Raw genomic sequence first — 21,238 nt, 5'->3', positions numbered from 1 at the left:
GGCATGACAGGCGTCTCCGCACCCGTCCTGACTGTCCATTCCGGCCGATCACGGGGCAGCTTCGCGGCCGGTCGAGACGTCGTCGTCGGCAGCGATCTGCGCGCCGACCTGCGCGTGGCGCATCCTTTGATCGCTCGCGCGCACCTGCTGCTGCGGTTCGACCAGGGCCGGTGGGTGGCGATCGACAACAACTCGCTCAACGGCCTGTACGTCGACGGCAAGCGGGTGCCGGCTGTCGACATCCGCGACGGCCAGGCGATCAACATCGGTAAGCCCGACGGGCCGCGGCTGGCCTTCCAGGTCGGACACCACGACGGAGCCGTCGGCCTGCTGCCGCCGACCGAGACGCTTCCGGTGATCACGGCGCCCACCGTGACGGGCTCGGGGCCCGTCGCGCCGCGCAACACGGGCTCGGGACCCATCGCGCCGCGGAACACCGGTTCGGGGCCGATCGCGCCGCGCAACACGGGCTCGGGGGCCGTCGCGCCGCGCAACACCGGGTCCAGCCCCATCCCGCGGCCGGCCACCGCGCCGCGGCTGTTCCGGCCATCCACTCAGTCGCAGCCGCTGCCGGCCGCTCAGCCGCCGTCGGCCGCTCAGCCGCCGGTGGGCGCTCAGCCGCCGTCGGCCGCTCAGCCGCTGCCGGCCGCTCAGCCGCCGGTGGCCGCTCAGCCGCCGTCGGACGAGGCCCAGCGCACCCGGGCCGTTCCGATCATCCGGCCCGGCCGCCGCCTCATCCAGCGCGGACAGGATGAGGAAGTCCCGACCGGGCGATTGCGGGTCCTGGGGCGCGGATCCGGGCCGTCGGTCGCGGGCGCCGCCAAGATCGGCCGGTCGATCGACAACGACATCGTCATCAACGACGTGCTGGCCTCGCGCTACCACGCATACCTGGTTCCCAGCCCGCTGGGCGCCGAGATCCGCGACGCCAACAGCGCCAACGGCACGTTCGTCAACGGGATCCGGGTGGGGTCGGCGATGCTGACCGAGGGCGACGTGGTCACGATCGGCAACGTCGACCTGTTGTTCACCGGCGGCGAGCTGGTCCGCCGTGCCGAAGCGGCGACGCGCACCGGCGGCCTGGAGGTGCGCGACGTCGTCTTCAGCATCGGCGGCAAGACGCTGCTCGACAACATCTCGATGGTCGCCCGGCCCGGCACGCTGACCGCGCTGATCGGCGGGTCGGGCGCCGGCAAGAGCACGCTGTCGCGGCTGATCGCCGGGTACACCACGCCCAGCTCCGGCGCGGTCACGTTCGAGGGCCACAACATCCACACCGAATACGCCTCGCTGCGCAGCAGGATCGGCATGGTGCCGCAGGACGACGTCGTGCACCGCCAGCTGACCGTCAACCAGGCGCTCGGCTACGCCGCCGAGCTGCGGCTGCCGCCCGACACCAACAAGGCCGACCGGGACCAGGTCGTCGCCGAGGTGCTCGAAGAGCTCAGCCTGACCCAGCACGCCGACACCCGCGTCGACAACCTCTCCGGCGGGCAGCGCAAACGCGCCTCGGTGGCGCTCGAGTTGCTCACCGGGCCGTCGCTGCTGATCCTCGACGAGCCGACCTCCGGTCTGGACCCGGCGCTGGACCTGCAAGTGATGAACATGCTGCGGCAACTCGCCGACGCCGGGCGTGTGGTGCTGGTGGTGACGCACTCGCTGACCTACCTCGACGTCTGCGACCAGGTGCTGCTGATGGCGCCGGGCGGCAAAACGGCGTTCCTGGGCGCACCGGGCCAGATCGGCGACGTCATGGGCACGACCAACTGGGCCCATATCTTCGGCAAGGTCGGGGCGGACCCCGAGGAGGCCAACCGCCGCTTCCGGGAGCGCGAGGAAGCCCGGAACCAGCCGCCGCTCGCCGAGGCCGAGGTGCTGGGCGATCTGGGCGAACCCGCGCACACCAGCAAGCGCCGACAGTTCTCGACGATCGCACGCCGCCAGATCCGGCTGGTCATCTCCGACCGCGCCTACTTCGCCTTCCTGGCGATACTGCCGTTCGTCATGGGCGCCCTCTCGCTGACCGTTCCCGGCCACGTCGGCTTCGGCTTCGCCGATCCGATGAGCGACTCGGCCGGCGAGCCCGGGATGATCCTGACGCTGCTCACCATGGCCGCCGCGTTCATGGGCACCGCGCTGACCATCCGCGACCTGATCGGCGAGCGTCAGATTTTCCGGCGCGAACAGGCCGTCGGCCTGTCCACGACGGCGTATCTGCTGGCCAAGGTCGCGGTGTTCAGCGCGTTCGCCGTCATCCAGGCGGCCATCGCCACCGGCATCGTGATATTGGGCAAGGGCGCGCCGACCAAGCCGGCCCTACTGCTGGGGAACGCCAGCCTCGAGCTGTTCGTCGCGGTCGCGGCGACGTGTGTGACCGCGGCGATGCTCGGGCTGCTGATGTCGGCGCTGGCGCGCTCCAACGAGCAGATCATGCCGCTGCTGGTGGTGTCGCTGATGGGGCAGATGGTGCTCTCCGGCGGCATGGTGCCGGTGACCAACCGGATCTTCCTCGACCAGCTTTCGTGGCTGGTGCCCTCGCGGTGGGGATACGCCGCCCAGGCGTCGACGGTCGACCTGTGGACCGTGTCACCGGGCCCGCAGAGCCCCCGCGACAGCCACTTCAAGCACGACTCCGCGACCTGGCTGTTCGACATGGGCATGCTGGCGCTGCAGTCGGTCGTGTACTTCGTTGCCGTGCGGTGGCGGGTCCGCCTCAAGCGGTAGGGCCGTCAGCTGCGTCGAGCCTGCGCTGACGGCGTGGATCAGGGCCATTCGCCAGCCCTGGACGCAGTTTCGAACCCGAGGGCTCAGCCCTCCAATCGCAGGCCGTGCGCGACGGCGAAGGCCAGACCCTGGGCGACGTCGACGCGGGCACCGGTCAGCGACGCCGTCGTCCACAGCGCCGCCTCCACCGTCGCGCCGCGCAGGTCGGCCGCGTCGAGCCTTGCGCCGGTGGTGCGCGCCCCGCTGAGGTCGGCGCCGCGCAGTACCGCCTTGCGCAGGTCGGTCTCCACGAGGCTGGCCTCGCGCAGCCGGCAGCCGCTCAGGTCGACGCCGCGCAGGTCGTTGCCGCCGAGAACCGCGAGCGTGAAGTCCACCTCGTCGAACGTCAGGGGCCGCAGCCGGCACTGCTCGAAGACCGAGCCCAGCATGCTGCATTGCGCGAAAGTGCTGTGCCACAACAGGGTCCGGCGGAAGGTGCAGTTGCGGAATGCCGAGCCGCGGTGCTGCGATTCGGCCAGGTTGGCGCCGCTGAAGTCGCATTCGGTGAACACCGCCCGCTCGGTCCGCACCCGGCTGAGGTCCTCGTCGGCGAAGTCGCGGCCGGTGAACTCGCAATCGGCCCACGTCTCCTCGTGAGCCACGGTTAGCCGGCCAGGCTGGCCAGCGCGTATTCGCTCACCGCGATCAGCGCGTCGGTCGCCGACCTGCGGTCGCGGGCATCGACGCTGATCACCGGGATGTGCTCGGCCAGGGTGAGCGCCTCGCGCACCGCGCCCTCGGGATACCGTGGCGCGCCGTCGAACTCGTTGACCGCGACCAGGAACGGCAGGTTGCGGTGCTCAAAGAAGTCGACCGCGGCGAAGCTGTCCTGCAGCCGCCGGACGTCGACCAGGACGATCGCGCCGATCGCCCCGCGGACCAGGTCGTCCCACATGAACCAGAACCGGCGCTGGCCGGGTGTCCCGAACAGGTAGAGCACCAGATCCTCGTCCAGCGTGATCCGGCCGAAGTCCATCGCGACCGTCGTGGTCCGCTTGTCCGGGGTGGACCCGAGCATGTCGACGCCCGACGATGCGTCGGTCACCATGGCCTCGGTGCGCAGCGGCATGATCTCCGAAACGGCGCCCACGAACGTGGTCTTGCCCGCGCCGAAACCGCCCGCGATGACGATCTTCGTCGAGGCGGTGGCGTGCGCGTCGGAGTGCGCCTCAGAGTGCCTTAAGGCCACGCAGCGTCCTTCCTATGAGTTCGTGACGCTCATCGCGGGTCGAACGGTCGGTCAACGTCCTGTGCACCCGAAGGTAACCGGACGTGACCAGATCGCCGACCAAGACGCGCGCGACACCCACCGGCAAATCCAGCCGGGCCGAGATTTCGGCGACCGAGGGATTCTTGACGCACAGCGCGATGATGCTGCCTCGCACGTCGTTGATCGGCCAGCGGTGTGTGAGTCCCGCCTGCAGCGCCTCTACCGGCGCTTCCAGCGGAAGGTCGACGTCGGTGCCGGTCCGTCCGGCCGTCAGCGTATACGGACGGACCAGATGGGCCTCACGCGCGGGTGGCTGCTCGCCGTCGTCCATCGCGACTCACGAATACGCGGGGCCCGGCGAAGGCGCGGCGCGGCGATTGGACTGCACGACGCTGCCCACCCGTTCGACGAGCATGGCCATCTCGTAGCCGATCTGGCCGATATCGCACGACGTCACGGCGAGCGCCGCCAGATGCGAGCCGTCGCCGACGCGCATCAACAACAGGTAGCCCTTCTGCATCTCGACCACCGACTGCAGCACCTGCCCACCCTCGAACAGCTGCGCGGCACCCGTCGCGAGGCTGGCCAGCCCCGACGCCACGGCGGCGAGCTGATCGGCGCGCTCGCGCGGAAGGCGGTCACTGGCTGCCAGCGGCAGCCCGTCGACGGACACCAGCAGGGCATGCGCCACCCCGGGGACCTCCCGCGCGAACTTCGACACCAGCCAGTCCAGGTTGTTGCCCGTCGCTTGCGTCCTCATCCTTCATCCGGTCCTTGCGTGTCTTCGCGGGCATGCGAGCGTGCGCTGCGCACGCCGCCGAAATGGCTGCTCATCGAGGCACGCATCGCCTCGGGGTCGCGCCCCGCGGCGGCGGGCTCGGGCTGTGGCGCCCCGCCGGGCCGCAACCAGGTGCGCCCGTCGCCCTCCTCGCTGCCGTTGGCCGTCCCGGGCACCAGACGGGCGCCGGGCTTGCGCACCGGCAGTCCGCTGTCGGTGCGCGAATCCGGGGCGGTCTCGTCGGCGTGCGCGGCCAGCACCCAGCCACGGTCCCACACCGACTTCCAATCCAGGTCGGGGTGTTGCGCCAGTTCGTGCGGGTCGCCGACGATCTCCGAGAGCATCCGCTGGTAGATCACGTCGTCGTCGTCCGGGTTGGGTGGCGCCGGCGGTCTGGCGCGCCGCGGCGACGGCTCTGGCGCGGGCGTCGGCGCGGGCGTTGGCGCGGGCGGGCGGGACGCCTGGGCCGCCGAGCGCGCCGAGAAGAACGCCGACGTGTTGGACGCCGCCTGGGCGGCAGGGGCCGTCGGGGCGGGTTTGGGCTCGGCCGCAACACCGTGCTCCCACCACGGGGTGGCGAGCTCGCGCGGCTGCCGTCGGGGCTTGTCCTCGGCGGGCGGGACGTCGGTGATGCCGCTGCGCCCCGGGCTGCGTCGCGGCAGCAGCGTGACCGAGGGCTCCGAGCCGGCCGTCCCGTTGTGATCCGGTGTCTTCGCGGCGGCGGCGGTGACAGCGGGAGGGGCGGCCGGCGGGGCGGTCTGCTCCGGCGGTATCGCGGGCACGCGCTTGGGCGGGGTGGCGGCCTTGCCGTCCTGGGCGGCGGGCCGGGCGCGGCCGCGCGAGCGCGTGCCCCGGACCAGCGCCGAGGAGTCACTGAACACGGTCAGAGGCAGGTAGACCTCCGCCGTCGTGCCCTGGCCGCCCTCGGACATCGCCGGCCCGCGCAGCCGCACCCGGATGCCGTGCGGGGCGGCCAGCCGGCTGACCACGAAAAGCCCCATGTGGCGGGCGTTGTCGGGGGTAACCTCGCCACCTGACTGCAGCCGCATGTTGGCGATCCGGCGGTCGGATTCGTTCATGCCCAGGCCGGCGTCGGAGACGCGCAGCAGCACCCCGCCGTCGCGGGCGGGGGCCGCGGAAACCCGAACCGGCGTCCCCGGCGGCGAATAGCGCAGCGCGTTGTCGATCAGCTCGGCGAGCAGGTGGATCAGGCCGCCGGCCGCGGCACCGGCCACAGTGGCGTCGGGCAGGGTCGCGGGCTGGACGCGGCGGTAGTCCTCGACCTCGGACACCGCCGCCTGGACCACCGTCGACAGCTTCACCGGCTCGCGCTGGTCACGCGAGAGCTGGGCGCCCGCCAGCACCAGCAGGTTGGCGCTGTTGCGGCGCAGCCGGGCCGCCAGGTGGTCGAGCCGGAATAGGCTGTCCAGCCGCTCAGGGTCCTCCTCGTTGCGCTCCAGCCCGTCGATCAACGACAGTTGCTGGTCGACCAGCGAACGGCTGCGCCGGGACATCGTCTCGAACATCTCGTTGACCATCAGCCGCAGGCGCGCCTCGTCGCCGGCCAGCAGCAGGGCCTGGGTGTGCAGCTCGTCGACGGCGTGCGCGACCTGGCCGATCTCCTCGGTGGTGTAAACCGCGAGCGGCTGCGGGATGGGCTCGGCGTCGCCGGCGCGCACCCGGGCGATCTCGTCCTCCAGGTCGGTGTGGGCGACCTTCAGCGCGCCGTCGCGCAGCACCCGCAGCGGCGCGACGAGCGCGCGCGCCACCAACAACACGATGCCGACCGCGACCGCCATGGCGACCAGCACCAGCACGGCGTCGCGTACGGCGGCGTCGCGGCGCGCGTTGGCCTGGCCCTGCACCGACTTCGTCACCGCCGTGGTGGCGTCCTTGATGATCCGCTCGGCGATCCCGTCGGTCGTGTGGATGGATCGCAGCAGGTCGGGGTTGTTGACCAGGCCGCTGGACGGATCGGACATCAGCGACATCCGGGTGACCAGCTGCTGCTGCAGCGTCTTGGCGTCGGGCGAGCCGGCGCCCAGCACCTCGGTCATCCCGAACAGCGTCGACGGTTCCGTGCCGGCGAGGGTGATCATCGCGGTCCGCAGTTGCGGCTCGGGCAGGTCGGCGCCGCGGGTCACCAGGATCTCCTGCATGGTCATCTGCCCGCGGGCCCCAACCGCACGGCTCAGGCCCTGCGCCTGGGCCCGGATGCGCTCGCTGTCCACCTGCACCGACGCGTTGATCACGTTCTCCGCCGTCAACAGCAGCGGCGCGTAGCTGGTCACCCGGTCGCGCAGGCCGATGCTGTTGCCCAGCACCTTGTCCAGCAGCGCCTGGCCGCCGTTGAGCAGGCTGCTCACCCCCGACCGGACGTCGGGGTTCAGGTCGGTGGCCAACCGCGTCTGCAGTTCGGACTTGCGCGCCTCGAAGTTCTGCTTCGCCCCTTCGACGTCGCGGCCGGTGGAGCTCGCCAGCAGCGCGACATCCAGCGCCGACATGTACTTCGTAATCGCCGGGATCACATCCGCGCGGGCGGCGGCCAACCGCAGGGTCTTGGAGCTGCCCATCGCGTCCGCGACCCGCAAACCGCCGAAGACCGTCGCCAGCACCAGCGGCACCAGCACGATCGCCAGGACCTTCCATCGGACCGGCCAATTGCTCACCGACCAGGCGGGCGGCCGCTTTGCCGGCACCGCGGCGGCGGGAGATGCGTCGGGGGGAACCGCCGCGGCCTGGGTGGCCGGGCGGGTGAACATCGTCATATGGCGGCGACCGCGCTCAGGGCCGCCGCGCCGACACTCCGCGCTCCGACAATAGAGAAGGTCATCAAACTTCCTGCATTATTCCGCGCGCCCCACGTAACTGGGCACGCACGGGAGAGGCCTGGCGATCCTGCGAGTATGACAGCCCGTGGGCCTGGTCACCAATGGCGTACACCGGGTCGTTACCTCGACAAACTACCGCGCGGGCAAGCGCGCCCCATCGGACGCGATGTCCCGGCGCATTTAAGTGTTGAACTACTGCAATCGCGCGCTTCGACGAAGTCGAGTGTTGAAGACATGTCCTATGTGATTGCGGCGCCGGAAGTGATGCACGCGGCGTCGGCGGATTTGGCGGCCATCGGCTCGACCCTCGAGGCGGCCCACCTGGCGGCCGCCCCGCCGACCCAAGCGGTGCTGCCCGCGGCCGCGGACGAGGTATCAGTGGCGATCGCGCAGTTGTTCTCTGGCCATGCCGAGGGCTACCAGGCCGGGGCCCGCCAGGCGATGGCTATCCAAGAGCTGTTCGTACAGAACCTGAGATCCAGCGCGACCGCTTACACGAGCGTCGAGGATGCCATCGCCACGTTCCTACAGTATTTCGCTGTGTTTGCAGAGCAGGTCCAATGGGGCTTGGAGGAGTTCCCGCTCTCCGAATTCCTGACCTCCGTGACGATGACGATTCTGCTCGCGCCCATAGTGTGGGGAGTTTTCGGCCTTGCCGTTGGCCTCGGCGCAATCCAAGAAATTCTTCGCATCATTACTTCGGCGCTGGGCGGCGCTTAGCTCGCGCACGGCCGTAACGTTCCTAGTGTGTTCAGGCTGATGTTCGTCACCCCGCGCATCGCGCCCAACACGGGCAATGCGATCCGGACGGCGGCGGCCACCGGCTGCGAGCTGCACCTGGTCGAGCCGCTGGGCTTCGATCTGTCCGAACCCAAGCTGCGGCGGGCCGGGCTGGACTATCACGACCTGGCATCGGTCACCGTGCACGCGTCGCTGCACGCGGCGTGGGACGCGCTGGCGCCGAAGCGGGTGGTCGCATTCTCCGCGGGGGCGACGGCGTCGTTCGCCGACATTGGCTATCGGGCCGGCGACGTGCTGATGTTCGGGCCCGAGCCCACCGGGCTGGACGCGGCGACCCTGGCCGACCCGCACGTCACCCACCGGGTCCGCATCCCGATGCTGGCGGGCCGCCGATCGCTGAACCTGGCAAACGCCGCGGCGATCGCCGTCTACGAGGCGTGGCGCCAGCACGGCTACGCGGGCGGGATCTGACGCAGCTTCGACGCGGCAGTTACGGGACGGGAAACACCGGGACGGCTGTGAATCGACTGTGGTGTAGCTACATTCACTACATATTTGTGTGGGATCGGAATAACGTGTGAGCCACCAAGATTCGCGTTGACGACCCGGAGGACAGCCATGTCGTACGTGACAGCGGTGCCGGAAGCTGTGGGCGCGGCAGCGACGGACGTGGCGCAGATCGGGTCGGCCCTGAGCGCGGCGAGTACCGCGGCTGAGCCCACGACGACGGGCCTGCTGGCAGCCGGTCGCGATGAGGTGTCGCTGGCACTGGCCGCGACATTTTCCCGCCACGCGCAGGGATTTCAGCAGCTCGCCGCGCAGATGGCCGCCTTTCACGACCAGTTCGTGCAGGCGATGCGTCAGTGCGGAAACGCTTACGCCGACACCGAGGCGGCCAACGCCTCTCTCCTCTAGACCGCGGAGGTCCGGCCAGCCCGCCGATTACCGTCCCTAACTAACCGCATTGAATTATGCTGTCAGCTCCCGGATTTCAAAAAATACCGGAAAGGGACAGCGATGTCATACGTGGTGGCGGTTCCCGACGCGGTGAGCGTGGCGGCGGCGGATGCGGCAACGATCAGTTCCGCGTTGCAGACGGCGAATGCCGCGGCGGCGCCCGCGACGACGGCCCTGCTGGCCGCCGGCGCCGACGACGTGTCGGCGGCCGTTGCGGCCGTGTTCTCCGGCCACGCCCACGGCTATCAACAGCTGGCCGCGCAGCTGACGACGTTCCACGATCGGTTCGTCCAGGCGTTGCACACCAGCGGAAACGCCTACGCCCTCGCGGAGGCGGCGAACGCCTCCCCGCTGCAGACTCTGCAGCAGAACGCGTTGAACGCGATCAATGCGCCCACCGAGCTGCTCGTCGGGCGCGCGTTGATCGGCAACGGCGCGGCCGGCACACTCGCCAGCCCCAACGGCAAGGCCGGCGGCTTGCTCTACGGCAACGGCGGCGCCGGCTATGACGCCAGTGCGACCGCCGGCATGGCGGGCGGCAGCGGCGGTAGCGCCGGCCTGATCGGCAACGGCGGCAACGGCGGGGCGGGCGGCGCCGGAGCGGCCGGCGGCGCGGGCGGTCGCGGGGGCAGCTGGCTCGGCAACGGCGGGTCCGGCGGGGCTGGCGGCAACGCGTTGCTCGCGGGCGGTAACGGCGGCAGCGGCGGCGCGGGCGGCAGTGCCGGGATCTGGGGCGCGGGCGGCGCCGGCGGGCACGGCGGCGACGGCCTGGCCGGCGGCGACGGCCACAACCCCACCCCCGTCAGCGATCCCGCGCTCAACGGGGCCGCCGGCACGAACGGGACGTGGCAACCCGCCACCCGCGAAGTCATCGGCAGCAAGGGCAGCGACGGTACACCGGGCGGCCCTGGCGTCAACGGCGGCAACGGCGGCGATGGCGGCTCGGCCACGGACAACGTGTTGAACACCGATAGCGCCGTTGGTGGCAGGGGTGGCGGCGGCGCGACCGGAGGTGCCGGTGGCGGCACCGGAGGCAACGGCGGCGCGGGCGGTGTGGCCGCCTCTCAGTTCTCCGCAGCCGGTGGTACCGGCGGGAACGGCGGCGCCGGCGGAGTCGGAACCGACGGCCAGGCCGGCGGTGCGGGCGGTGCGGGCGGCGCAGGGGGTCGTGGCGGGCGGCTGATCGGCGACGGCGGGGCTGGCGGTGTCGGCGGGAACGGGGCCGCCGGCGGCAGGGGCGACATCGGCGGCACCGGCGGGATCGGTGGATTCAACGGCATCCCGGGTGGCAACGGCGCTGCTTCCGTGAATTCCTGGGCCTTCGGTGGCGGTGGCGGTGACGGTGGCGCCGGCGGTACGGGCGGCGCCGGAGGGCACGGCGGCGCTGGTGGCGTTGGCGGGACGGGCGGCGCTGGTGGCTTGTTGCTCGGCCACGGCGGCACCGGCGGGCAGGGCGGCGGCGGAGGCGCGGGCGGCATCGGCGGTACGGGCGGCACCGGAGTGGACGGCACCCAGGGCGCCGCTGCCTTCAGCCAGAACTTTCTGTCCCAGGGCGGCCAGGGCGGCGATGGCGGTGATGCCGGTCACGGCGGCGTGGGCGGCGGCGGAGGCGACGGGGGTCACGGCGGCGCCGGCGGTCGCAGCGGCATACTGAGCGGCCAGCAGGGCATCACCGGCACCGGCGGCGGCGCCGGTACAGGAGGCCAGGGCGGTGCGCACGGCGCTGCGGGCGACGGCGCGGTCGGCGGCCGTGGCAGCGAACGGCCCGGCGACCCGGGCGTGCCGGGCGACGGCGGCGTCACGTTCGACGGCGCCGACGGCAGCGACGGCACCCCCGGCTAGCTGTCGGGATGACCCCGTCTCCCGATGAATGTCGGGGCCGGCGGCGGTCAGCATTGATATGCCTACCTTCATCACGATCGGCTACGGCGACGAGGCGGGATACCGCCGCATCAGCGACCAATGCCGGCGGGCCGCGCACGCCCGCGACGACGAACTCGGTGCGGCCGGCGCGATCATCGGAATCGCCGGCCGGCCCGTTCAGGTGCGCAATCCCGAGGACACCGGCATTCGGGTCGAACCGGGGTCTTTCCTGCAATCGGCCCTGCCGATCGCGGGGTTCGGGGTGATCGAGGCCGATGACGTCGACGCCGCGATCGAGCGGGTCAGCCGGACCCCGTGCGCGATGGCACACGGGGTCGTCGAGGTATGGCCGCTTACCAGCGGTCCCAGTGCGTGAGGCTCTCGGCCGGTAGCCGCTTGGCGGGGCGGAAGTCGGTGCCCTTGGTGTAGGCGATCGGAAACAGGCCGCCCTGGCTGTATTGCTCGTACGGGATGCCGAGGATGTCGGCGACTTTGCGCTCGCCGTCGCCTAGCAGGTGCAGGGTCGTCCAGCAGGAACCCAGCCCGCGCGAGCGCAGCGCGAGGCAGAAGCTCCAGACTGCCGGGAACAGCGACGCCCAGTACGACACACCACCCAACGGCGACCTGTCCTCCCGGCCCTCGAGGCACGGGATCAGCAGCACCGGCGCCTCGTGCATGTGCTCGGCGAGGTACGTGGCCGAATCGCGGACCTTGCCCATCCGCTCGCCGCGGGTGTCGCCCTCGGGGTACTCCGCCGCCGGTGACTTGAGGTAGCCGCTCGCGTTGGCCAGATAGACGTCGCCGATCGCCTTCTTCTTCTCGGCGTCCTCGACGAACACCCATTGCCAGCCCTGCGAATTGGAGCCCGTCGGCGCCTGCAGTGCCAACTCCAGGCATTCCATCAGCACGTCGCGGGGCACGGGCTTGTCGAAATCGAGACGCTTGCGCACCGAGCGGGTGGTGCTCAGGACTTCATCGATGGACAGGTTGAGTGTCATGCTTGGAGGCTACCGTTGCACCCATGAGCGTCGAACTGACACAAGAGGTTTCCAGCAGGCTCGAATCGGACCATTGCGGGTGGCTGACCACCGTCGCCAAGTCGGGGCAGCCGGTGCCGCGGCTGGTCTGGTTCTACTTTGACGGCGCCGACCTGACGGTGTACTCGATGCCGAGCGCCGCCAAGGTCGCCCACATCAAGGCGCGTCCCCAGGTGAGCCTGAACCTCGATTCCGACGGCCAGGGCGGGGGCGTCATCGTCGTCGCCGGCACCGCAGTGGTGGACGCCACCGACGTCGACTGCCGCGAAGACGCTGCCTACTGGACGAAGTACCGCGAGGACGCCGACCGCGAGGGCCTGACCGACATGATGGCCAACTTCAGCACCCGGCTGCGGATCACGCCGACGAAGGTGTGGACCACGCCGACGGCCTGAGCTCCAAGGGGCCGCTGACGGCTCGCCTGGAAGCCGCGTAATGCGCCAGCTGGTTCGCCGGAACGCGACCGCATCCACGCCGTCGTGTACGCCCACCAGCACAAGCTGGGGCCGCCCTAACCGAGAGGCCCCCGCCGCCGAGTGTGCGGCTGGCCGCACGTCGGGGCCGCGGTCGGCCCCTTCCGCGAAGCGCCGCCGCGTTACCGGAAGTCCCGCGACTTCGACCCGACGGACAGCGAGATGCGGCCCAGCCGCTCGGCGACGACGGTGATCGCCCCGCTGGCGTTTTGCACCTGGCCGCGGATCAGCAGCGCCGGAGCGGTGTTCGCCAGCTTGCGGTGTCGGGCCCACACCCCCGGCGTGCAGAGCACGTTGACCATCCCCGTCTCGTCCTCGAGGTTGACGAACGTCACCCCTTGGGCCGTCGCGGGCCGCTGCCGATGCGTCACCGCGCCGGCGATCAGCACCCGGTCGCCGTCGGGCACCGTCGCCAACTCCGCTGCGGGCACCACGCCCATCGCGTCCAGGTCGGCCCGCAGGAACTGCGTCGGATAGCTGTCTGGGGAGACGCCGGTGGCCCACACGTCGGCGGCGGCCAACTCCAGCTCGCTCATCCCCGGCAGCGCCGGAACGTGCGTCGACGACCCCACGCCGGGCAGCCGGTCCGGCCGCTCGGTGGCCGCGGACCCGGCCGCCCACAGTCCCTCCCGCCGCGACATCCCGAAGCAGCCCAGTGCCCCCGCGGTCGCCAGCGCTTCGGTCTGCGGCACGGTCAACTGCAAACGGCCGGTCAGGTCCAGCAGAGAGGCGAAGGGGCCGTTGGCGTTTCGCTCTTCCACCAGCGTCTCAGCGAGGTCCTGACCGATGTGGCGAACCGCGCCCAGGCCGAGGCGGACCTCCATGCCGGCGTTCTGAAGCGACGCGTGCGCCAGGCTGGCGTTGACGCACGGGCCGTGCACCAACACGCCGTGCCGGCGCGCGTCGGCCACCAGCGACTGCGGCGAGTAGAAGCCCATCGGCTGGGCGCGCAGCAACGCCGCGCAGAACGCCGCCGGGTGGTGCAGCTTGAACCACGACGAATAGAACACCAGCGACGCGAAGGACAACGCGTGACTTTCGGGGAAGCCGAAGTTGGCAAACGCCTCCAGCTTTTCGTAGGTCCGGTCGATCACCTCGTCGGAGGCGCCGTGCAGGGTGCGCATGCCGTCGTAAAACCGGCCGCGCAGCCGTCGCATCCGTTCGGCCGAACGCTTGGACCCCATGGCGCGGCGCAACTGGTCCGCCTCGGCGGCCGTAAACCCCGCGCAGTCGACCGCCAGCTGCATCAGCTGTTCCTGAAAGAGCGGCACCCCCAGCGTCTTACGCAGCGCCGGCTCCATGGACGGGTGGTCGTAGACTATCGCGTCCAGGCCGTTGCGGCGCCGGATGTAGGGATGCACCGACCCGCCCTGGATGGGCCCTGGGCGGATCAGCGCGACCTCCACCACCAGGTCGTAAAAGACCCGGGGCCGCAGCCGCGGCAGCGTGGCCATCTGCGCGCGCGACTCCACCTGGAACACGCCGACGGAATCGGCGCGCGACAGCATCTCGTACACCGCCGGCTCGGCCAGATCCAGTCGCGCCAGGTCCACCTCGATGCCCTTGTGCTCCGCCACCAGGTCCCGCGCATAGTGCAGCGCAGAGAGCATGCCCAGCCCGAGCAGGTCGAACTTCACCAAACCGATTGCCGCGCAGTCGTCTTTGTCCCACTGCAGGACGCTGCGGTTCTCCATGCGCGCCCACTCCACGGGACACACGTCGGCGATCGGGCGGTCACAGATCACCATCCCGCCGGAGTGGATGCCCATGTGCCGCGGCAGATTACGGATCTGGTTGGCCAGGTCGACAACCTGCTCCGGAATGTCCTCGATATCGGAGGGCTGACCGCTCCAGTGGCTGATTTGCTTGCTCCACGCGTCCTGCTGGCCCTGCGAGAAGCCCAGGGCGCGGGCCATGTCGCGGACCGCGATCCGCCCCCGGTAGGTGATGACGTTGGCGACCTGGGCGGCGTAGTCGCGACCGTATTTGTCGTAGACGTACTGGATCACCTTTTCCCGCTGGTCCGACTCGATGTCGATGTCGATGTCGGGCGGCCCGTCGCGGGCCGGCGACAGGAAACGCTCGAACAACAGCTCGTTGGCGATCGGGTCGACAGCTGTGACACCGAGGGCATAGCAGACCGCGGAATTGGCCGCCGATCCCCTGCCCTGGCACAGGATGTCGTTCTCCCGACAGAACCGGGTGATGTCGTGTACCACCAGGAAATAGCCCGGAAACCGCAGTTGTGCAATCACTTTGAGCTCATGTTCGATCTGGGCGTACGCCCGTGCAGCCCCGGAAGGGGAACCGTAGCGGTCCCGCGCCCCCGCCATGGCCAGCCACCGCAACCAGCTGTCCTCGGTGTGCCCGTCGGGGACGTCGAAGGGCGGCAGTTGCGGCGCGATGAGTGCCAGCCCGAATGCGCACTGCTCGCCGAGTTCGGCCGCGGCGGCCACCGCGCCGGGCTGCTGCGCGAACAGCCGCGCCATCTCCGCACCGGACCGCAGGTGGGATCCGCCCAGCGGGGCCAGCCACCCCGCGGCCGAATCCAGCGACTGCCGGGCGCGGATGGCCCCCATCGCCATCGCCAGCCGCCCCCGGGACGGATGCGCGAAATGCGCGGCGGTGGTGGCGACGACGCCGACGCCGAAGCGCGGCGCCAGCGCGGCCAGCGCGGCATTGCGCTCGTCGTCGAGCGGTTGGCCGTGGTGGGTCAGCTCGACGCTGACCCGTCCGGCGCCGAACCGGTCCACCAGATCGGCCAGCGCCCGCCGTGCCGCGTCCGGGCCGCCGTCGGAAAGCGCTTGACGCACAGCGCCTTTTCGGCATCCGGTGAGAATGTGCCAGTGCCCGCCGGCGGCCTCGGTCAGCGCGTCCAGGTCGTAGCGCGGTTTGCCCTTCTCGCCGCCGGCCAGATGCGCCGCACCCAGCTGCCGCGACAACCGCCCGTAGCCTTCCGGGCCGCGGGCCAGCACCAGCAGGTGCGGGCCGGGCGGGTCCGGAACCTCGGTTCGGGCACCCGCCCCCAGCGACAGCTCGGCGCCGAACACCGTGCGCACGTCAAGTTCCGCAGCGGCTTCGGCGAACCGCACCGCCCCGTACAGCCCGTCGTGATCGGTCAGCGCCAGCGCGCGCAGATCCAGCCGGGCGGCCTCCTCGGCCAGCTCTTCCGGCGTGCTGGCCCCGTCCAAAAAGCTGAACGCGGAATGCGCATGCAGTTCGGCATAGGGAACGGACGAGCGGACCGGCCGGCCATCCGCCGGGGGCTGATACGTGGGACGACGGCGAGACAGCGGAGCCTCCTCCACCACCTCCGGCGCATGGCGCGGCTTGCCGTCGAGCACCCGCTCCATCTCCGCCCAGCTCGGCGGCCCGTTGAACCAACCCATGCCGCCCAGTGTATCGAAAGTTTGTTCGAATAAATCCCCGGGTTGTTAAACAATCTTCAACTCCAAAACAAGGTCTTAACCTTGGAGGCCTATCGGCCCAATGTGGTGCACGGGAAACTGGTACGCAGGGCGAACGATCGGTGGGGATTACGCGATGGGACAACTGAGGACTTTGGATTCCGGCCTGCTGCCGGATCCGGACCAGCAGGCCAGCCTCGCCATCGGGGCGGTGGCTGTCGTCGATGGCGGCGCCGACTACCAGCAGTTCAAACGCTTACTGGCCGAGCGGATCACGTCGATACCGCGGTTCGACCATCCGGACCTCGACGTCACCGATCACGTGCGGCGCGTGGCGCTCCCCCGGCCGGGTGACGAGGCCGAGTTGTCCCGCGCCATCGCCCACGCCCTCGAACGTCCTTTGGACCCCGACCGGCCGCCCTGGGAATGCTGGGTCATCGAGGGCCTGCGCGGCAACCAGTGGGCGATCCTGATGAAGATCCACCACCGCATGGCCGACAGCGGCATCTCGGCGGCCCACATCCTCACCCGGCTCTGCGACGACGCCGACAGCGACACGTTCGCCAACCACGTTGGCGCCAAGCCGCTTTCACCCGTCGACACGCCGAGCTGGCCCGACGCGCTGTGGCAGGCCTCGGCGGGCCGGGTCGTCAAGGCGGCGGAAGCCGTCGTCGAGGCGGTCGCGCCGTGGGCGCGCAACGCTCCGGCCACCCCGGTCACCATGCGGCAGTACCACACCGTGCGAATCCCCATCACCGCCGTCGACAAGGTCTGCCGCAAATTCGGCGTGACCAGCAACGACGTCGCGCTGGCCGCCGTCACCGAAGGCTTCCGGACGGTGCTGCTGGGCCGCGGGCTGCAACCGCGGGCGGACTCGCTGCGCACCCTGTCGGCCGTGCTGCCGTACCTGCCCGTCGAGCACCAGGACCCGGTGCAGCGGCTGCGGATGGTGCATCACCGACTGCAGACCAAGCGCACCACCGAACCCCAGCCGGGCCTGCTGGAGTCGGCGCTGGGCTACCTGCCGAATGCGTTGCGCGGACCGGCGATTCAACTGCTGGCCCGGCTGCCGCAACGCGCCATCGTGACGCTGGCGACCACCATGCCCGGACCTCGCGACCGATTGCAGCTGATGGGCCAGCGCATGGCGCGGGTGCTGCCGATCCCGCCGACCGCGCAGCAACTGAGCACGGGGGTAGCGGTGCTCAGCTACGGCGACGAGTTGGTCTTCGGCATCACCGCCGACTATGACGCCGCGCTCGACGTGAAGCGCCTCGCCGACGGCATCGAGCTGGGCATGGCGCGCCTGGTGGCGCTCAGCGCGGACTCCGTCCTGCTGTTCAGCAAGGACCGCCGCCGCCGCAAGTCCGCCGCTTTGCGGTCCGCCCCGTCGCAGGCGCACGCACGTCGCTGATCCTGCTATTTGACCACCGTGAGAAGGTTGGTCATGCCGGTCACTATCGACCCGCGCCGCCATGACGCGGTGCTGTTCGACGCCGCGCTGGACGGCACCCAACCGCTGATCGCGCAGCTGGACGACGTCGGCGTGCACACCGGCGCGTTCTCCTCGCCGGATGAACTGCCCGCGGCGGCCGAGCGCCTGTCGGCGCGCGCGGGCCGGGCTGTCGTCGTCACGCCTGAACCGGCCGCCGTCGCCGCGGCGCGCGCGGCCGGATTCGCGCTGGTGATCGGGGTCGACGCGAGCGACGCCGACGCCGTGGTCTCCGACCTCGGCGAGGTCGACGTGCGGACCGGCGACCTGCGCATGTCGCAGCTGCCCGACGCCCGACAAGCCGCCGACCTCATCGGCCGAAATCCCGCGGTGTTCTACGACTTCGACGGGACGCTGTCCGACATCGTCGACGACCCCGACGCCGCGGTGCCCGCCCCGGGCGCCGCCGAGGCGCTGCGCGATCTGGCCGCGAACTGCCCGGTCGCGGTGCTGTCCGGCCGCGACCTCGCCGACGTCACCGAGCGGGTCGGGCTGCCCGGCATCTGGTACGCCGGCAGCCACGGCTTCGAGCTGACCGCGCCCGACGGAACGCACCACCAGAACGAAGAGGCGGCGGCGGCCGTACCGGTGCTGGCGGAGGAGGCCGCCCGGCTGCGCGAGCGGTTCGGGTCGATTCCCGGAGTTGTCGTGGAGCACAAGCGGTTCGGGGTGGCCGTGCACTATCGCAACGCCGCCCGTGACCGGGTCGGCGAGGTGGCCGCCGCGGTGCGCGCGGCGGGCCGGCACGACGCGCTGCGGGTGACGACGGGCCGCGAGGTCATCGAGCTACGGCCCGACGTCGACTGGGACAAGGGCAAGACGCTGCGCTGGGTGCTGGAACACCTGCACGGGGCCGGTTCGGGTGCCCTGACACCGGTCTACCTCGGCGACGACATCACCGACGAGGATGCGTTCGACGCCGTCCGCGACCCTGGCATCAGCGGTGTGCCGATCCTGGTGCGGCACAACGAGGACGGTGACCGCACCACCGCGGCGCTGTTCGGGCTCGACAGTCCGGCCGCGGTGGCCGAGTTCACCGAGCGGCTGGCCCGTCAACTGATCGACTCCCGCGTCGACTGAAGCAACGGCGGGGTTCGACGGCAAGGGCGGTGACGGCGGCGCCGGCGGAACGCTGTTCGCAACCGCGGATTCGACGGCACCGACCAGCCCTAACCAGGCGCTACCCCGGTACCCGGGTACACGATTCAGAACCTGACGATGCCCCGCAGGTTTCGCCCGCTGTGCATGTCCTCGTAACCCTGGTTGAGCTCGTCGAGCTGATACTCGCGAGTGATCAGCTCGTCGAGCTTGAGCCGGCCGGCCCGGTACAGCTCCAGCATCCGGTGGATGTCGACACGCGGGCTCGAGGAGCCGAAAAGACAACCCCGCACCTGCTTCTCGTACAGGGTGAGATCGAACAGCGACATGTCGACGACGGTGTCCGTCGGGTGCGGGATCGCGGTCATCACCACCCGCCCCCGCTTGCCGACCAGGCTCAGGGCCTGCGCGACGTAGGCGCCCTCGGCGCTGTCGGTGGTCACCACGCAGACGTCGGCCATCTCACCGCGGGTCACCTCGGAGACAACTGCCTGCGCCTCGGCGACGTCGGCGGCGACGTGGGTCGCGCCGAACCGCAAGGACTGCTCCCGCTTGAACGCCACCGGGTCCACGGCCACCACGTGGCGGGCGCCGGCGATGGCCGCGCCCTGCACGGCGTTGATGCCCAGGCCGCCGACCCCCATGACGACCACCGTCTCGCCGTCGCGCGTCTCGCCGGTCCGGACCGCGGCGCCGTACCCGGTCGTCACGCCGCAGCCCACCAGCGCCGCCTTGTCCAGCGGAATGTCCTTGTCCACCTTGACCACCGAGGCGATCGGCACCACGGTGTACTCGGAAAACGTCCCCAGCACACACATCTGGCCGATGTCGTGGCCGCGGCCGTGGAACCGGAAGGTGCCGTCGAGTTGAGGCCCGGCCATGATGGCGGCGCCGTACTCGCACAGGTTGCCCATCCCCTTCGCGCAGGCGCGGCAGCGCCCGCAGGCGGGGATGAAGCTGAGTACCACGTGGTCGCCGGTCTCCACCTCGGTGACTCCCGGCCCCACGTCGACGACGACGCCGGCGCCCTCATGCCCGCCGACGACCGGCAGGTTCATGGGCATGTCCCCGGTGACCAGGTGGTCGTCGGAGTGGCACAGGCCGCTGGCAATGAGTTTCACCAGCACTTCGCGTTCCTTCGGCCCGTCGAGTTCGAGCTCCTCGACTTCCCACTTCTGGTGCAGCCCCCACAGCACGCCGGCTTTGGTCTTCATGCGTGATTTCCTTCCGCTCAACGGTGTTCGGGTGTCCAGGTGGCGGGCAGGCTGTTGATGCCGTTGATGAAGTTGGCCACCTGGAAGTGCGGCTCGGGTGCGGAAATGTCGGGGATGCGGGTGTAGAACTCGGTCAGCAGCGAGCGCAGCATGGTGCGTGCCAGGGCCGCGCCCAGGCAGAAGTGCGGACCGCCGCCGCCGAAGGCGATGTGCGGGTTGGGGCTACGGAAGATGTCGAACTCGAACGGATTCTCGAAGACGTCCTCGTCGCGGTTCCCCGAGATGTACCAGAGCACCACCTTGTCGCCGGCCTTGATCTCCGAGCCGTGCAGCGTGATGTCCTGGGTGGCGGTGCGCCGCATGTGCAGCAGCGGCGAGGCCCAGCGCAGGACTTCCTCGACGGCCAGGTCCACCCGGCCCTCGACGTCGGCGACCAGCAGGTCGCGCTGCCGCGGGAACTTGGAGAAGGCGTGGATGGCCTGCGCCGACGCGTGCCGCGTGGTGTCGTTGGCGGCCACGGCCAGCAGCGTGAAGAAGGCCTTGAGCTCGTCGTCGCTCATCTTCTCGCCGTCGAACTCGGCCTGCACCATCCAGCTGACCAGGTCGTCGGCAGGGTGTGCCCGCCGCTCGGGAATCAGCAGCGACGCGGTCTCGTGCAGGTCCATCACGGCGCCGGCGAACAACTCCAGGGCGCTGCGGTCGCCGCGCACGTCCGGGTCCGTCCAGCCGAGCAGCCGCTGCGCGGCGTTGATGGTCTTCTCGTGGATTTCGCCGGGTGGCAGCCCGAAGAAGCTGGCGAAGATGCGGGCGGGCAGCTTGACCGACACCAGTTCCACGAAGTCGCCTTCGCCCAGATGCGACATCTCGGAGATCAGGTCGCGGGCGTGGCCCTGAATCCAGCCCTGAAGCCGGCGCAGGTTGCGCGGCTTGAACGCGTCCAGGGTGATGCCGCGCAGCTGGGTGTGCCGGGGCGCGTCCATCGCGATGAAGGACTGCGCGATGTGGATCATCTCCGGCGGGAAGTCCTCCATGGTGATGCCCTGGGCGGAGGAGAAGATCTCGGGATGCCGGCTGGCGAACCGGATGTCCTCCTGCTTGGTCAGCGACCAGAAGCCCTTGGTGTTCTGTTCGGCCGGCAACAGGTCGGAGTCGGCGGGCCGGCTCCAGGGCACGGGATTCTCGCGCCGCAGCACCGCGAACGCCGCGTCGCGCTCCTCGTGAGGCCGCGTCCAGAACTCCCTGTCGCTCAGGTCGATGTTCTTGTAGGTCGGGGTGGCGGTCGTCATTGGTCGTCCTTTCAGGCTGCCGTCAGTCTTGGTCACTTGGCGGCGCGAGAGTGGAGTCATGCGGGCCAACCCGCGGCCCGGGTGGGCC

At 70.6% G+C, this 21,238-nt stretch carries 17 protein-coding genes and 1 pseudogene; 9 read left to right on the top strand and 9 right to left on the bottom strand.

The window, feature by feature from the left end:
• Nucleotides 1–3: 3 nt before the first annotated feature.
• Nucleotides 4–2,724: an ATP-binding cassette domain-containing protein gene (locus tag AC5Y5V_RS25230; protein ID WP_499940684.1), complete on the top strand. Its 2,721-nt coding sequence runs from the start codon at nucleotides 4–6 to the stop codon at nucleotides 2,722–2,724.
• A gap of 83 nt (nucleotides 2,725–2,807) precedes the next feature.
• Here the strand turns inward: AC5Y5V_RS25230 and AC5Y5V_RS25225 are convergent, their stop codons facing one another.
• Genes AC5Y5V_RS25225 through AC5Y5V_RS25205 form a run of 5 tightly spaced genes read right to left on the bottom strand, consistent with a single transcriptional unit; the run spans nucleotide 2,808 to nucleotide 7,519 of the window.
• Nucleotides 2,808–3,365, bottom strand: coding sequence for a pentapeptide repeat-containing protein (locus tag AC5Y5V_RS25225; protein WP_499940683.1), 558 nt, complete (start codon nucleotides 3,363–3,365; stop codon nucleotides 2,808–2,810).
• 2 nt (nucleotides 3,366–3,367) lie between these two features.
• Nucleotides 3,368–3,952 carry a GTP-binding protein gene (locus tag AC5Y5V_RS25220; RefSeq protein WP_499940682.1) on the bottom strand — a complete coding sequence of 195 codons (585 nt, stop codon included), beginning with the start codon at nucleotides 3,950–3,952 and terminating at the stop codon, nucleotides 3,368–3,370.
• Entirely contained in the window at nucleotides 3,933–4,304 is a 372-nt protein-coding gene (locus tag AC5Y5V_RS25215) for a DUF742 domain-containing protein (protein ID WP_499940681.1), read from the bottom strand. The genes AC5Y5V_RS25220 and AC5Y5V_RS25215 overlap by 20 nt, the downstream gene beginning before the upstream one ends.
• Nucleotides 4,305–4,310: 6 nt before the next feature.
• The gene (locus AC5Y5V_RS25210) at nucleotides 4,311–4,733 is read right to left on the bottom strand and encodes a serine protease inhibitor (protein ID WP_499940680.1); all 423 of its coding nucleotides are present in this window, start codon (nucleotides 4,731–4,733) and stop codon (nucleotides 4,311–4,313) included.
• The gene (locus tag AC5Y5V_RS25205) at nucleotides 4,730–7,519 is read right to left on the bottom strand and encodes a sensor histidine kinase (protein WP_499940679.1); all 2,790 of its coding nucleotides are present in this window, start codon (nucleotides 7,517–7,519) and stop codon (nucleotides 4,730–4,732) included. The genes AC5Y5V_RS25210 and AC5Y5V_RS25205 overlap by 4 nt, the downstream gene beginning before the upstream one ends.
• A 297-nt stretch (nucleotides 7,520–7,816) precedes the next feature.
• Here AC5Y5V_RS25205 and AC5Y5V_RS25200 point away from each other — a divergent pair, with 297 nt between their 5' ends.
• From AC5Y5V_RS25200 to AC5Y5V_RS25180, 5 genes and pseudogenes are all read left to right on the top strand, one after another.
• Nucleotides 7,817–8,302, top strand: coding sequence for a PE family protein (locus tag AC5Y5V_RS25200; protein ID WP_499940678.1), 486 nt, complete (start codon nucleotides 7,817–7,819; stop codon nucleotides 8,300–8,302).
• 27 nt (nucleotides 8,303–8,329) lie between these two features.
• Entirely contained in the window at nucleotides 8,330–8,794 is a 465-nt protein-coding gene (locus tag AC5Y5V_RS25195) for a tRNA (cytidine(34)-2'-O)-methyltransferase (protein WP_499940677.1), read from the top strand.
• Between the two features lie 147 nt (nucleotides 8,795–8,941).
• Nucleotides 8,942–9,223 (top strand): annotated as a pseudogene (locus AC5Y5V_RS25190) (PE family protein); the annotation flags it as partial.
• A 117-nt stretch (nucleotides 9,224–9,340) separates the two neighbouring features.
• A complete protein-coding gene (locus AC5Y5V_RS25185; protein WP_499940676.1) occupies nucleotides 9,341–11,122 on the top strand; it encodes a PE family protein in 1,782 nt (593 codons plus the stop codon).
• Nucleotides 11,123–11,180: 58 nt separating this feature from the next.
• Entirely contained in the window at nucleotides 11,181–11,519 is a 339-nt protein-coding gene (locus AC5Y5V_RS25180) for a YciI family protein (protein ID WP_499940675.1), read from the top strand.
• Here AC5Y5V_RS25180 and AC5Y5V_RS25175 read toward each other — a convergent pair.
• On the bottom strand, nucleotides 11,497–12,141 hold the full coding sequence (locus tag AC5Y5V_RS25175; RefSeq protein ID WP_499940674.1) for a nitroreductase family protein: 645 nt from the start codon (nucleotides 12,139–12,141) through the stop codon (nucleotides 11,497–11,499). The genes AC5Y5V_RS25180 and AC5Y5V_RS25175 overlap by 23 nt on opposite strands.
• 23 nt (nucleotides 12,142–12,164) lie before the next feature.
• On the opposite strand from AC5Y5V_RS25175, the gene AC5Y5V_RS25170 reads away from it, so the two are divergent.
• Entirely contained in the window at nucleotides 12,165–12,575 is a 411-nt protein-coding gene (locus AC5Y5V_RS25170; RefSeq protein WP_499940673.1) for a TIGR03667 family PPOX class F420-dependent oxidoreductase, read from the top strand.
• Between the two features lie 200 nt (nucleotides 12,576–12,775).
• Here AC5Y5V_RS25170 and AC5Y5V_RS25165 read toward each other — a convergent pair whose 3' ends face one another.
• Entirely contained in the window at nucleotides 12,776–16,042 is a 3,267-nt protein-coding gene (locus tag AC5Y5V_RS25165; protein ID WP_499940672.1) for an error-prone DNA polymerase, read from the bottom strand.
• 154 nt (nucleotides 16,043–16,196) lie between these two features.
• On the opposite strand from AC5Y5V_RS25165, the gene AC5Y5V_RS25160 reads away from it, so the two are divergent.
• Nucleotides 16,197–17,474 (top strand): wax ester/triacylglycerol synthase domain-containing protein, encoded by a 1,278-nt coding sequence (locus tag AC5Y5V_RS25160; protein WP_499940671.1) that lies wholly within the window; start codon nucleotides 16,197–16,199, stop codon nucleotides 17,472–17,474.
• A gap of 33 nt (nucleotides 17,475–17,507) precedes the next feature.
• On the top strand, nucleotides 17,508–18,632 hold the full coding sequence (gene otsB, locus AC5Y5V_RS25155) for a trehalose-phosphatase (protein WP_499940670.1): 1,125 nt from the start codon (nucleotides 17,508–17,510) through the stop codon (nucleotides 18,630–18,632).
• 125 nt (nucleotides 18,633–18,757) lie between these two features.
• On the opposite strand, the gene AC5Y5V_RS25150 is transcribed toward otsB, so the two are convergent.
• Complete coding sequence (locus AC5Y5V_RS25150) at nucleotides 18,758–19,864, bottom strand: NDMA-dependent alcohol dehydrogenase (RefSeq protein WP_499940669.1); 1,107 nt, start codon at nucleotides 19,862–19,864, stop codon at nucleotides 18,758–18,760.
• A 17-nt stretch (nucleotides 19,865–19,881) separates the two neighbouring features.
• Nucleotides 19,882–21,150 carry a cytochrome P450 gene (locus AC5Y5V_RS25145; protein ID WP_499940668.1) on the bottom strand — a complete coding sequence of 423 codons (1,269 nt, stop codon included), beginning with the start codon at nucleotides 21,148–21,150 and terminating at the stop codon, nucleotides 19,882–19,884.
• Nucleotides 21,151–21,238 lie beyond the last annotated feature (88 nt).

This window comes from Mycobacterium sp. NGS68, from assembly GCF_059812195.1.
This window is presented reverse-complemented; position numbering and strand designations above follow the sequence as displayed.

Bases quoted from the DNA above. Each gene is read 5' to 3' on its own strand.
- AC5Y5V_RS25200 (WP_499940678.1), top strand. From the start codon at position 7,817: ATGTCCTATGTGATTGCGGCGCCGGAAGTGATGCACGCGGCGTCGGCG.
- otsB (WP_499940670.1), top strand. From the start codon at position 17,508: ATGCCGGTCACTATCGACCCGCGCCGCCATGACGCGGTGCTGTTCGAC.
- AC5Y5V_RS25210 (WP_499940680.1), bottom strand. From the start codon at position 4,733: ATGAGGACGCAAGCGACGGGCAACAACCTGGACTGGCTGGTGTCGAAG.
- AC5Y5V_RS25205 (WP_499940679.1), bottom strand. From the start codon at position 7,519: ATGACGATGTTCACCCGCCCGGCCACCCAGGCCGCGGCGGTTCCCCCC.
- AC5Y5V_RS25150 (WP_499940669.1), bottom strand. From the start codon at position 19,864: ATGAAGACCAAAGCCGGCGTGCTGTGGGGGCTGCACCAGAAGTGGGAA.
- AC5Y5V_RS25145 (WP_499940668.1), bottom strand. From the start codon at position 21,150: ATGACGACCGCCACCCCGACCTACAAGAACATCGACCTGAGCGACAGG.
- AC5Y5V_RS25170 (WP_499940673.1), top strand. From the start codon at position 12,165: ATGAGCGTCGAACTGACACAAGAGGTTTCCAGCAGGCTCGAATCGGAC.
- AC5Y5V_RS25160 (WP_499940671.1), top strand. From the start codon at position 16,197: ATGGGACAACTGAGGACTTTGGATTCCGGCCTGCTGCCGGATCCGGAC.
- AC5Y5V_RS25185 (WP_499940676.1), top strand. From the start codon at position 9,341: ATGTCATACGTGGTGGCGGTTCCCGACGCGGTGAGCGTGGCGGCGGCG.
- AC5Y5V_RS25215 (WP_499940681.1), bottom strand. From the start codon at position 4,304: ATGGACGACGGCGAGCAGCCACCCGCGCGTGAGGCCCATCTGGTCCGT.
- AC5Y5V_RS25165 (WP_499940672.1), bottom strand. From the start codon at position 16,042: ATGGGTTGGTTCAACGGGCCGCCGAGCTGGGCGGAGATGGAGCGGGTG.
- AC5Y5V_RS25180 (WP_499940675.1), top strand. From the start codon at position 11,181: ATGCCTACCTTCATCACGATCGGCTACGGCGACGAGGCGGGATACCGC.
- AC5Y5V_RS25230 (WP_499940684.1), top strand. From the start codon at position 4: ATGACAGGCGTCTCCGCACCCGTCCTGACTGTCCATTCCGGCCGATCA.
- AC5Y5V_RS25175 (WP_499940674.1), bottom strand. From the start codon at position 12,141: ATGACACTCAACCTGTCCATCGATGAAGTCCTGAGCACCACCCGCTCG.